Here is a 12,126-nt window from a genome sequence, read left to right on the forward strand (position 1 = left end):
GTACCAACCGTAAATCAGTCAGAGGAAAGTCCCGTTATGGCGCTTGTGGTTCTACGACGCATCGGCGTGTTCGCCACCACGGTCGTCGTGGCCTCGATCGTGACATTCCTGATGCTGTCGATCCTGCCCGGCAACGCTGCACGCATCGCCCTGGGGGTTCAGGCCACTGAAGCGGATGTTGCCGAGCAGGCCACGGCCATGGGACTCGACCGACCCGCGGTCGTGCGCTATCTGGACTGGTTTGGGCACGTACTCGTCGGTGACTTCGGTACCTCCACCGTGTCGCGTCAGGCGATCGGCCCCGACATAGCGGATGCCCTCGGCATCACGGTGATTCTCGTGCTGACCAGCGTCGTGCTGGCCCTGCTCTTCGCGATCCCGTTCGGAATCCTGACCGCGGTCAGGCATCGAAAGCCCGACGGCGTGATTTTGTCGGGCATCAGCCAGATCGGTGTTGCCGTGCCCGGCTTTTTGGCCGGTATGCTGCTCGTCACCGTCTTCGCCGTGACGCTGCGCTGGCTCCCGGCGGGCGGCTGGGTCGACCCGGGTGACGACTTCGGGGGATTCCTTGAGCACCTCATCCTGCCCGCAATCGCCCTCGGCAGCGTGCAGGGCGCCGTACTCAGCCGCTACGTGCGATCGTCAGTCCTGGAAGTCATGCGGGAAGACTTCATCCGCACCGCCCGGGCCAAGGGCCTCGGCGCGGGACGGGCGCTGTTCCGGCACGGACTGCGGAACGCTGCCGTTCCGGTGATGACCGTGCTCGGTCTGCAGATCGCCACCCTCCTGGTCGGCGCCGTCGTGATCGAGCGGGTGTTCAGCATTCCCGGCCTCGGCAGCCTGCTGCTCGACAAGGTCGCCCTGCGTGACCTGCCCGCCGTGCAGGGCATCGTGCTCGTGCTCGTCGTGTTCGTGCTGGTGCTGAACTTTCTCGTCGATCTCGCCTTCACGCTGATCGATCCCCGGCTTCGGAGTGCCTCATGAGCGCTATCGATCCCCAGGCTCTCGCCGCGACCGGGCCACGGCCTCGCCGAACGGCCAGCCGCGGGAATGGCAGGGCAACGCTGGGGGCCGGCCTCGTACTCATCGGCCTCGTCGTGCTGGCTGCCGTCGTCTCGCTGTGGTGGACGCCGTTCGACCCGGAGGGGGTCTTCTCAGATTCCATCCTGCGGCCACCCGGCTCGGAACACCTCCTGGGCACCGACAGCTTCGGGCGAGACGTGTTCAGTTCCATCCTGCGCGGTGCCCAAATCTCGCTGCTCGTGGGAACCGTCGCGGTCGGCATCGCGGCCGTGCTTGGTGTGCCCTTCGGCATCGTCGCCGGCATGAACCCGGGCCGACGGGACCAGTTCATGATGCGCGGCAACGACATATCACTCGCCTTTCCCGCCCTGCTGCTCGCGATCATCTTCGGCGCCATCTTCGGGGCCGGCACGGTCACCGCGATGGTGGCACTCGGAATCGGAACGGCACCCGCATTCGCGCTCATCGCCCGCAGCGGAACCATGCAGATCATGAGCCGTGAATTCGTGCAGGCGGCCCGCGCCTCGGGCAAGAGCGGCGTGTTCATCGGAGTGCGGCACATTCTGCCCAACATCAGCGGCATGCTCATCGTGCAGGCCTCGGTCTCGTTCGGCATCGCGGTCCTGGCCGAGGCCGCCCTCTCATACTTGGGTCTCGGCACGCCACCCCCCACACCGTCCTGGGGGCGCATGCTGCAGGATGCCCAGGGCTACTTGTTCATCGAGCCGCTGCTGATCGTGTGGCCGGGAATCGCCATTGCCATCGCGGTGCTCGGCTTCAACCTGCTCGGTGACGGCCTCCGCGATCGCTTCGACCCCAAAATGCAGGTGAAACGATGACCTCGATCACACCAACATCGACTCTCAGCGTGCGAGACCTGCGGGTCGGTTCGCCCTTCGTCGAGCTGCTGCACGGCATCAGTTTCGACATCGCGGCCGGCGAACGCGTCGGCCTGATCGGGGAATCAGGCTCGGGAAAGTCGCTCACCGCGATATCCGTCATGGGGCTGCTGCCGGAAACTCTCAGGGCCACCGGCACCGTGCGCCTGAACGGTCTCGATACCGATCTGCTCACCGCGGCCGAGCGTCGCCTGAATCAGTTACGTGGCAGCACCATGGCGATGGTGTTTCAAGAGCCGATGACCGCCCTGAATCCGCTCATGCGGGTCGGAGCCCAGGTGGCCGAAATTATGATGGTGCACCGCACCGAGAAGGGTCGGCGCCAGGCCCGGGAACGCGCCGTCGACCTGCTGGCGCAGGTCAAACTGCCCAACCCCACCGAGGCGGCCCTCGCGTTTCCGCACCAGCTCTCCGGCGGGCAACGCCAGCGTGTCATGCTCGCCATGGCGATGGCCAACGACCCCCAGCTGTTGCTCTGCGACGAACCGACCACGGCGCTCGACGTCACCGTGCAGGCCGGGGTACTAAAACTGATCGGAAACCTCGTGGCCGACCGCGGCACCGCGCTCATGTTGATCACCCACGACATCGCGGTGGTCGCGGAGGTATGCCAGCGGGTGCTGGTCATGTACCAGGGCAACATTGTCGAGGATGGACCGGTCGGACGCGTGTTGACCGCGCCGCAGCATCCGTATACCAAAAACCTCATCGCGGCGTCCGATCTCTCCTGGGTCGACGACCGTGGCCGGCTTCACACCGTGTCGATGCCCGTCGTCGCGACCCCGTTCGTACCCGCCGCCGCAGCGGCACCCCGCCGGGTCGAAGCGGATGCGCCGCCGCCGATGCTGCCGGCTCACCGGGCCGCACACCAGCGGCTCGAACCCGGCGGCCCGCCGGTGATTTTTAACGAGGTGGCCGGTGCACCCGTCATTCGCGTGCGCGACCTGAGCCGGCAGTACCGTCGGCGCGGCGGCGGCCTGTTCTCCCCAGCACCGATCGTGCACGGCCTGCGCGACGTGTCCTTCGATGTGGCCGAGGGGCAACGGTTCGGCGTCGTGGGCGAATCCGGTTCCGGTAAATCCACGCTCATGCGCATCCTCTGCGCCCTGGACCAGCCGAGTTCCGGCACGATCGACGTACTCGGTCAACGAATCGATATCGCCGCGGAACGGCAATTGCGTGATTTTCGCAGTCAGGTGCAGATCGTGTTTCAGGACCCGATGGGGTCACTGGACCCGCGCATGACGGTGCGCGACATCGTCGCCGAACCCTTGCGTCACGTCAGTCGGGCCGAGGCCCGAGCCCGGGTTGAAGCGCAGCTGGCCGCCGTCGGGCTCGACGCCGACGTGATGGACCGGCATCCGCACCAGTTCTCCGGCGGCCAACGGCAACGCATCTCGATTGCGCGGGCGCTCATCACCCGGCCGCGAGTTCTGGTGGCGGACGAAGCGGTCAGCGCCCTCGACGTGTCGGTGCGGGCACAGGTGCTGAACGTGCTCGCCGACCTGGTCGACGAATATCAGCTCACGCTCGTGTTTGTCTCCCATGACCTCGGAGTCATTCGTCACCTGTGCGACACCGTGGCCGTCATCTCCGACGGACGCATTGTCGAATGCGGACCCACCGACAACGTCTACGACCACCCCCTGCACCCGTATACGCGCCAGCTGGTCAGCGCGACGCCGTCACTGGACGAGCTGGCCCGTCGCGTCACCGCCTGATGCCGCCCGCCCCACCGCACCCGCCCCATTGGACTTGCCGCCATGACCGAGACCGTGCCCATCGAATACCTGCCGGCGACGGAGCTCGTTGCACGCTACGCCAGTGGTGACCTCTCCCCGGTGGATGTAACGGCCGCGGTCCTCGACAAGGCCGAGCAACTGCAGCCCGAGCTGAACTGTTTCTGGGGCCTCGACCGGATTGGAGCGCTCGAAGCGGCCGCAGCCAGCGAACGCCGCTGGACCGCCGGAACTCCGCTTGGGACGATCGACGGCGTGCCGACCAGCATCAAGGAAAACGTGGCTGTTCGTGGCTTCGGCCAACCCTCCGGCACCGCCGCCAAATTCGACGCGCCCGTCGCGCCCACCGACGGGCCGAGCGCTGCCCGCATTCGGGAGGCTGGCGGCGTCATCTTCGGTGTCACGGTCATGCCGGACTATGGCATGCTCTCCTCCGGCGTGTCGAGCCTGCACGGAATCACCCGCAGCCCGTGGAACCCGGCGTGGACGGTCGGCGGGTCGAGCGCCGGGGCGGGCGCTGCTGCCGCCGCCGGAATCGGCCCGCTGCACATCGGCTCCGACATCGGTGGGTCCCTGCGGCTGCCGGCCACCTGGCTCGGGCTCGTTACGCTCAAACCGAGTTTCGGCCGCATCGCCGTCGACCCGCCCTACATGGGCCGAGTGGCCGGGCCACTCACCAGAACAGTGGATGACGCGGCCCTGCTCATGGGTGTGCTCACCCGGCCAGATCTGCGCGACTACACCAGCCTGGGAGAGCAGAACCTGGACTGGACCGACGTGCACTACGCCGGAGCCGGTGTGGTCGGACTGCGCGTGGGGTTTCATCTGGCCGGCGGCGCCGGGATGGTGACCGATCCGGAGATCGCGGCATCCGTTCTGCAGGCGGTGCAACTCTTCGAGGCGGCCGGCGCGATCGTCGAAGAGATCGCTCCATTGATGACGGAGAAATACCTGGCCGATCTCGATCTGTTTCTGCGGGTGCGCTCCCTCGCCGACTATGAGCAGCTCGAACCGGCCCGGCAGGCGATGGTGCTCGACTTCATTCGGGACTGGGTACTGGCCGGTTCAGGGGTGTCGGGTACCGAGGTGGTGCGCTGCTATCAGAGCATCCAGGACCTCCGCGCGAGGACCGTCGCGGTCACCGCACCCTACGACCTGGTCCTCTCACCCGTATCGCCGGTCGCCGCGTTTCCGGCGGAATGGCCGATGCCGACCGATGACGCGGCCACCTCGCTCGATCACATCGCGTTCACCGCGCCGTACAACTTCTCTGAGCAGCCGGCCAGCTCGGTGAACTGTGGGTTCACCGCCGACGGGCGCCCTATCGGGCTGCACATCGCCGGGCGCCGCTTCGAGGATCTGGCGGTACTGCGGGCCACGCACTGGTACGAGCAGACGCGGCCGGCGGCGGCCGAACCGGTCTGGCCCTTTCACCGGTGCACGAGCCGGCCCACTGACCGCACGACGCCCTGACGGGCTCGACTGGCACCAGACCGAATCGGCTGAGGCACCAACCGACTCGTGCGCTAGGTGTTTGGCGGGTTGAAGCGGCCGTCGACGGCTGTCCAGCCGCCGTCGACGGTGAGCACCGATCCGGTGACGAACCGCGACGCGTCCGAGGCGAGGTAGACCACGGCACCGGCCAGTTCGCTCGGTGTCGACCAGCGGCCCAGTGCACTCTTGGCTGCGTAGGCGTTGTACCACTCGGGGTCGTTCTTGATCTGGGCCGTCAGCGGGGTTTCCACCACGCCGGGGGAGATCGCGTTCACCCGAACCCCGGCCGGCCCGTTTTCGGCGGCGGCCGTGCGCAGCAACTGCACCAGACCGGCCTTGGTCGCGGCGTAGACCCCCTGGCCGGGTTCGACCGTGACCGCGCGAATCGAGGCGAAGCCGATGATGCTGCCGCCGCCGTTGGCCGTCATGGTTGGCGCAAAGGCCTGAATGAGCACGAAGGCCGCCCGCAGGTTGAGGTTCACGACGCGATCGAACTCGTCGAGGGTGTAGTCCGCGATGCGCTTGCTCACGTTAGTGGCGGCGGTGAAGACGAGGGCGGCCAAATCATCGAGGTCGCGGGCGGCGGCCCGCACGGCTTCCGGGTCGAGTACGTCGAGCTGCAGCGAGCTGGCTCCGGCGCCGAGCTGAGCGGCGGTGGCTGCAGCGCTGTTCGCGTCTCGGTCGGCGCAGATGACCGTGGCGCCGTGGGCGTGTAGGGCGAGGGCGCTCTCCCGGCCGATGCCGCTGCCGGCGCCCATCACGAGTACACGGCGACTTGAAAACTGGAACAGTTGGGTATAGTCCACGATGTTTCTTTCTCTGCCAGCTACGGGCGGGTCATAGCCATGCGGGTCACGGTGAACTCTTCGATGGCGAACCGGGGCCCTTCCCGGCCCTTGCCGGAGTGCTTGACGCCGCCGTAGGGCATGATGTCGGAGCGAAAACCGGGAATCTCGTTGACCACGACGCCGCCGACATCCAGCTCGTTGATGGAGCGAAACGCTCGTTGCAGGGAACCCGAGAAGATTGCGGCCTGCAGGCCGTAGCGCGATCGATTGACCAGCTCGATCGCCGAAGCCAGGTCTAAGACGCGCTGCAACACGACAACCGGTCCAAAGATTTCCTCGCACCAGACCAGGGCGTCGTGTGGAACATCCGTCAGCACGGTCGGGGCGATGCTGCGGTCGACCAGATGGCCGCCGGTGAGAACTCGGGCCCCGCTGGCCGGGCGGCGGTGATCCACGCCAGGATGCGCGCCGTCGACGCCTCAGTGATGAGAGGGGCCACCCGGGTGCTGTCGTGGCGGGGATCACCGACCAGCACCTCGGGGAGGCGAGCGAGCAGCATGTGCTCGAATTCATCGGCAATCGCATCGTGCACCAGAATGCGCTGAACCGAGATACAGGCCTGGCCGTTGGCATAGAAAGCGCCGCGAATCACCGCGTCGACGGCCGATTCAACGTCGGCGTCGCTTCCGACGATCAGGGCGGTATTGGCGCCGAGTTCGAGCACCACCTTGCGCGGTGCCGCGTCGCGGGCAATCTGGTGTCCGACGGCTGCGGAACCGGTGAAGGAGACCACGGCCACGCGCGGATCGCGCACCAGGGCCTCGCCGACCGCGTTGTCTCCCGTGACGAGCTGAACGGTATAGGGCGACACTCCGTGTTCGCGCAGCACCTCGCGAATCAGGTCGACCGCCCACAGCGTTGTGAGTGGAGTGTTCGGTGCTGGCTTGATGATGATCGGGCACCCCGCCGCAAGAGCGGGGGCGAGCTTGTGGCTGGCCAGCAGTAGGGGGTAGTTGAAGCCGGTGATGCCGACGACGATTCCGGCTGGCCGCCGCGTCCAATACCCGATCATTCCCACGCCGGATTACTGCAGGTCGAGCGGAACGGTTTCGCCGTGCTGGTGGGCGACTTCCTCAGCGCTCGCCGACCAGGTCGTGAGGGCGCGGGCGACTTCGGTGCGGCAGTCGACGAGCGGCTTGCCAGTCTCCAGCACCAGGAGCTGTTCGAATTGGGCGGTTCGCTCGAAGAGGGCATCGTGGATGCCGACGAGCAGGGTACGGCGGATGCCCGTGCTCAGCCCGGCGAGGTCCGCGCGTACCGAGGCGGCCGCATCCACTGCGAGTATGGCGTGCGCCACCGAGCCGACCGGGGACATCGCAACGGGGAGCCGTCGAAGGGAAACAGTATCTCCTGCTGCTCCGAGCAGTCCAGCCAGCGCTCGCCGACGGGAAGCCCGGCCGGGTAAGGAATCGGGAACGCAACCACGGTGACCGCTTTCTGTCCTGGGCACTGAATGAAATACTCTTGTTTTTACTGGTCTGACCAGTATCCTATCTAGAATCTCGAGTGGCGATCGTGAGGTCAATGACCTGCCGCGACGCTCATCCGACCACCAGGGAGAGCGCCATGACGAGTACCGTGAGAGTCCACCGGCTGGCCGTGATCCGCGGCGACGGAATCGGTCCCGAAGTGATCGATGCCCCCATCGAGGTGCTGGCTGCGGCGGAGTCGGCGTTCGGCTTCAGCACCGAACTCACCGAGATTTCGGCCGGTGCCCAGCACTACCTGGCCACCGGCGAACTCTGGACGCCCGCACTGCAGGAACGGCTCCGCTGCCACGACGCGATTCTGTTCGGCGCCATGGGCGACCCCGCCGTTGCACCGGGCATTCTGGAACGCGGCTTCATCCTGGAGATGCGACGCACCGTTCACCAGGCCGTGAACCTGCGACCGGTCAAGCTGTATCCCGGCGTGGCGACGCCCACTGCCGGCCTCTCCCCGGAACGTTGCGACCTCGTGATTGTTCGGGATAACACCGAGGGTTCGTACCTGGGGGGGTGGATCGACGGGGCACGCCGGCACGCCGCACGCTGTGACCGTGCAGGAATCGGTCACTACCCGCACGGGCGTGGAGCGGGTGGTTGAATTCGCGTTTCGACTGGCCGAGCGTCGGGGCGGCACACTGACCCTGTGCCACGAAAAGAACATCCTGGTCGAGGCCGGCACGCTCTGGCAGTCCACGGTCGGCGAGTTGAGCGCTCGCTTTTCCGCAGTTCCCGTGGACGACGTGCACGTTGACGCCATGTGCTTCGACCTGCCGACGACGCCGGAGCGCTTAAACGTGGTCGTGTCCGACAACCTGTTCGGTGACATCATCACCGATCTGGGCGCCTTGATTCAGGGGGGCTGGGCGTTGCCGCGAGTGTAAACCTGAATCTCGACGGCTCCGGACCGAGCATGTTCGAAGCAATTCACGGCTCCGCGCCCGACATTGCTGGGCGCGGCTGGGCCAACCCGATCGGGGCAGTACTATCCACGGCCATGTGCCTCGCCCACCTGGGTGACGGCGCCGCTGCCCGGGCGGTCGAGGCTGCTGCCGTGCACCTGCTGGCCCAGTTACCGTCGACCGCCGGACCGGCCAGGGGATTCCCGACCCAGCAACTGGGCCGGGAAATCGCAGGTTTGGTAAAAAACGGCGCGACAGTGCCCGCCGTTCCCGGTCATTCCATCATGGACGACCTCGCCGACCTGAGCTCTGGGCGCTGACGGCCGGTCAGCCGATCGGCTGGTGGGAGTTCAACGCAGGGGTTGGTAACCTTGAGCGGTAACGCCCCCGTAGCTCAGTGGATAGAGCACCGGCCTTCTAATCCGATTGTCGTAGGTTCGATTCCTACCGGGGGCACCGAAAAAATCGTCTGACCAGGGTTTCTTGTCCTCACCGAAGGGGCAAGACTTGATTCACTCAACGTTTATTCAACGCTTATTCCGTGGCGCCCGCCCCGTGTGGGCGCTCGGAGAGAAGGTACGCGACCCAGTTCGATTCACCTGGTGTGACCTTGGGCACCTACGGGGTATGGATGCTACAAGTCTCTCGGGGCTCGGTTTGGAGCCCGTACTCACGACGAGCGAGCTCGCCAAGTATCTCGGCGTGCACGTGCAGGCGATCTACGACCTGCGCACCGATGGCCGCGGCCCATCCGGCATTCGAGTCGGACGGGAGATCCGCTACCGCGTCTCCGATGTTCTTCGGTGGCTGGATGGTCTTCACGAGCCCGTACCGTTTATGGGCGGCCGCGGGGGCCAGCACTGATGGCCGGCCGACCACGACTGCCCATCAATACGTTCGGCGCGATAAAGACGACCGAGGTCGGTGCAGGGCGTTTTCGGGCGACGGCTCGTTTCCGCGACTGGGACGGTCAGTCGAGGCAAGTCACCGCGACCGGCTCGAGTCGCAACGCGGCGGACACCGCGCTCAAGGTCGAGCTGGCCGCGCGTATGCGCGTCGGTAACGTCGGTGACTCAGTGAACGCGGGCTCGCCGTTCAGAATGCTGGCCGAGGCCTGGCTGGAGGACCTGATGCTCGACGTCGACCGCGCGAACGGTACAAAAACCGTCTACGAGTACGAGCTGCGCGGGCTCGTGCTTCCCTTTTTCGAGCACTTCACGGTTCGCGAGGTGACCGTCGGCCGCATTGAGCTTTTCCTGAAGGTGCAGCGCGCGATCTCGTACACACGAGCCAAGCACTCCCGCACGATCCTCAGCATGGTGCTGGGGTTTGCGGTGCGGCGGGGAATCATCGCGCGCAATCCCGTGAAGGAAACCTCGCGGATGAAGAAGCCCCAGCACACCCCGAAAGCGCTCACGCCGGATCAGGTAGCAGCAATCCGCCTCGCGGCCCGCGACTGGCGCACAGCGGAGGGCAGGATGGGGCCCAAACCCGACGGGCAGGTGCGGGACCTGATCGAGGTGATGCTCGGCACGGCGACGCGCATCGGCGAGGCGCTTGCGCTTCGAAAGTGCGACATAGATATGACCGCCGACCCGCCTTGGGTGCACATCCGCGGCACGCTCGTCGTGCAAGGTGGCGCCGGCGTGCTTCGTCAGGCGCATCCCAAAACGCATGAGTCGAACCGGGTCGTCGCCGTGCCGCAATTCGCGGCAGAGGTGATACGACGACGTCTAACACTGATCGAGGCGGAGGACGGAGAACATTTGCTGTTCTTCACGCGGAACGGCAAGCCACTCGCGCCGCACAACGTCCGGCGCACATTCCGCCAGATTCTCCGGAACGCTGGCCTCGAAGGCATGGGGATAACCCCCCACGCCTTCCGCCGAACGGGGGCGACGCTGCTCGCCAACCAACTGGGTTTGCAGGCTGCGGCCGATGTACTCGGACACACGTCGACGTCAACGACAAAGGCGCACTACGCGGAGCCTGACCGCGCCGTAAAATCCGAGCCGGCGACGGTGCTGCAGCGGCTGGCTCCGCCTTCGTAAAGAATCCCTTGATCCTCTAAACGCCAACGTCGAACGTTTTGACATCCGGGAGATCGAAGCGACTCTCTTGTGGTGGGAGCCTGGCTGCGTTCACACGAAATCGGCGTGAATTCCTGGGCGGTCACAAGGGAACGCTCACCGGCACAGCAAGCTCGCGCGATCAGCCGGCTGCGTCGGCTTCGCCCTTCGGCACCAATGGCCAAGCTGACCACTCTCCGGCCGCCGGTAGCGCGCTTCGCGCGCACCTGACCCGGTCCTCGGGCCGGTCCGCGGTGCGGCTGCATCCGGCTCGCATCCCGGCCTCTGGCTCCTCGGGGGGGTTATGAATCCAGTCGCCCCGACCCGGATCGAATCGTTCAGAATAGCCGCCTGAAACGACGGTGCGCACGGTCCATTCAAGCTCTTCCGCCAGATTCAAGACATCGTCATCGCAGGCGTCACAGCCGCACACGGGAAAGTGGAAGTCGTGGAGCACACCTGCGTGAAGGTAGACCCCCGGGAACGGTGTGAGGACAAATGTCAGGGGGGCCGCTGTCCGGTCGCGAGGCACGACGCGTACTGCGCGGACAACATGATCTGGCATGTGCAGAAGATCACTGGCGGCGCTCGGGGTTTGCTCGACGGTCACGTCGAAGGTGTCCTGCAGCCAATCGATGAGGGCGTCGGCGACGGCGTGCAGAGGCGCGAAACGCTGCGGATTGCTGAGACGGGAATACGAGTCTTCGGGTGGAGACTCTCCTCCCCATCGATTGCCGTAGTAAATCGGGCGGCCCTGCTCATCGCGGTAGATCTCCACCGGAAACGTGGGGCGTCGGTACTCTGTCATGTTCACAAACTATCCGTCAGCGTCCTGGTTGCCGAGCAAGCGGTTGGCCCGCATATCGGATTCTCAGAAGACATCTCACAGACCGAACCCGCTGAGGCGGTGCTGGTCGTTTAAGGTCGAAACTCTTTCGGCGGCGGCGATGTTGGCAGGTCGCCTGGGGCAGCTCGGCCTCCAATAGTCATGGTGGCGATCGAGGACAGCCCGGCACCGACGCCCTTGGCAAGGAAGGCCAGGACCGCCCCCAGTACTTGCCATAGCCCGGCATGGCCACGTGACTGAGTCATGCGGTGCCCCAATCTCCAAGTCGTGTGCGTCTCGGCGTCGAGAGCCTGCACGATCGCGCAGCTACTTCACGCCGCGCATTTGTCACTCTACGAGTGTGACCACCCTGTGTCCAATGGACACGAGTACAAGATCATCTTTGCGTCTCCCAAGTGCCAACGGCTCCAACGCTGCTGAAGACATCCTGCCGTCGCGCGTGGGCTCATCCGCTGCCCGTAAGACGGACGCTGAGCGGGCACGTCCGCACGGATACTGGGATCTGCGGGTTACGAGCCCGAAGGTGTCGCGTTTACCCCGCCCTTTGAACATTCTCGCTCAGGAGCGTCAACTGCGACAGCGAAGCAATCCCTTTTGCGCCCTTCGCAAGAGCCAAGGCTTGGCGATATCAACTAGATTCAGCGCGAGAGTAGAACGATGCCTCGGCATCGCGGCGACGCGCGACATCGTCGACGACGAACTGCACGAAGTCCTCATCGCGGTCGCCGATGATCTCGTCTTCGACGGTGTCGGCCGGCGGCTCGCCTGGCCAAGCAGTCTGCCGCGTTGCCCGGTCGCGCTCCAGCCGCGTTCCTGAGATC

General features: G+C 65.8%; 9 protein-coding genes, 1 tRNA gene and 3 pseudogenes. 9 read left to right on the plus strand and 4 right to left on the minus strand.

Features of this window, described 5'->3' with window-relative positions:
- Positions 1-36 precede the first annotated feature (36 nt).
- The 4 genes from LH475_RS12595 to LH475_RS12610 are packed head-to-tail and all read left to right on the plus strand — an operon-like array spanning position 37 to position 5,134.
- A complete protein-coding gene (locus tag LH475_RS12595) occupies positions 37-984 on the plus strand; it encodes an ABC transporter permease (RefSeq protein ID WP_297414374.1) in 948 nt (315 codons plus the stop codon).
- A complete protein-coding gene (locus tag LH475_RS12600) occupies positions 981-1,862 on the plus strand; it encodes an ABC transporter permease (RefSeq protein WP_297414376.1) in 882 nt (293 codons plus the stop codon). Before LH475_RS12595 ends, LH475_RS12600 begins: the two co-directional genes overlap by 4 nt.
- Positions 1,859-3,643 (plus strand): ABC transporter ATP-binding protein, encoded by a 1,785-nt coding sequence (locus LH475_RS12605; protein ID WP_297414378.1) that lies wholly within the window; start codon positions 1,859-1,861, stop codon positions 3,641-3,643. Before LH475_RS12600 ends, LH475_RS12605 begins: the two co-directional genes overlap by 4 nt.
- A 42-nt stretch (positions 3,644-3,685) precedes the next feature.
- Positions 3,686-5,134 carry an amidase gene (locus LH475_RS12610; protein ID WP_297414384.1) on the plus strand — a complete coding sequence of 483 codons (1,449 nt, stop codon included), beginning with the start codon at positions 3,686-3,688 and terminating at the stop codon, positions 5,132-5,134.
- A gap of 53 nt (positions 5,135-5,187) precedes the next feature.
- Here the strand turns inward: LH475_RS12610 and LH475_RS12615 are convergent, their stop codons facing one another.
- Entirely contained in the window at positions 5,188-5,961 is a 774-nt protein-coding gene (locus tag LH475_RS12615; RefSeq protein WP_297414386.1) for an SDR family oxidoreductase, read from the minus strand.
- A 20-nt stretch (positions 5,962-5,981) separates the two neighbouring features.
- Positions 5,982-7,318: pseudogene (locus LH475_RS12625) on the minus strand (aldehyde dehydrogenase family protein).
- 251 nt (positions 7,319-7,569) lie between these two features.
- Between LH475_RS12625 and LH475_RS12630 the strand changes: the two are divergent.
- From LH475_RS12630 to LH475_RS12650, 5 genes and pseudogenes are all read left to right on the plus strand, one after another.
- On the plus strand, positions 7,570-8,088 hold the full coding sequence (locus tag LH475_RS12630) for an isocitrate/isopropylmalate family dehydrogenase (protein WP_297414389.1): 519 nt from the start codon (positions 7,570-7,572) through the stop codon (positions 8,086-8,088).
- Positions 8,081-8,709 (plus strand): annotated as a pseudogene (locus tag LH475_RS12635) (isocitrate/isopropylmalate family dehydrogenase). Before LH475_RS12630 ends, LH475_RS12635 begins: the two are co-directional and overlap by 8 nt.
- Positions 8,710-8,772: 63 nt before the next feature.
- Positions 8,773-8,845: transfer RNA gene (locus LH475_RS12640), tRNA-Arg, on the plus strand.
- 171 nt (positions 8,846-9,016) lie between these two features.
- Complete coding sequence (locus LH475_RS12645; RefSeq protein ID WP_297414391.1) at positions 9,017-9,253, plus strand: helix-turn-helix domain-containing protein; 237 nt, start codon at positions 9,017-9,019, stop codon at positions 9,251-9,253.
- Entirely contained in the window at positions 9,253-10,440 is a 1,188-nt protein-coding gene (locus tag LH475_RS12650) for a site-specific integrase (protein ID WP_297414393.1), read from the plus strand. The genes LH475_RS12645 and LH475_RS12650 overlap by 1 nt, the downstream gene beginning before the upstream one ends.
- A 160-nt stretch (positions 10,441-10,600) precedes the next feature.
- Here LH475_RS12650 and LH475_RS12655 read toward each other — a convergent pair whose 3' ends face one another.
- Positions 10,601-11,266 carry a DUF6226 family protein gene (locus tag LH475_RS12655; protein WP_297414395.1) on the minus strand — a complete coding sequence of 222 codons (666 nt, stop codon included), beginning with the start codon at positions 11,264-11,266 and terminating at the stop codon, positions 10,601-10,603.
- A gap of 667 nt (positions 11,267-11,933) precedes the next feature.
- A pseudogene (locus LH475_RS12660) lies at positions 11,934-12,126 on the minus strand (hypothetical protein); the annotation flags it as partial.

This window comes from Cryobacterium sp. (assembly GCF_026786305.1).
Lineage (GTDB): Bacteria > Actinomycetota > Actinomycetes > Actinomycetales > Microbacteriaceae > Cryobacterium.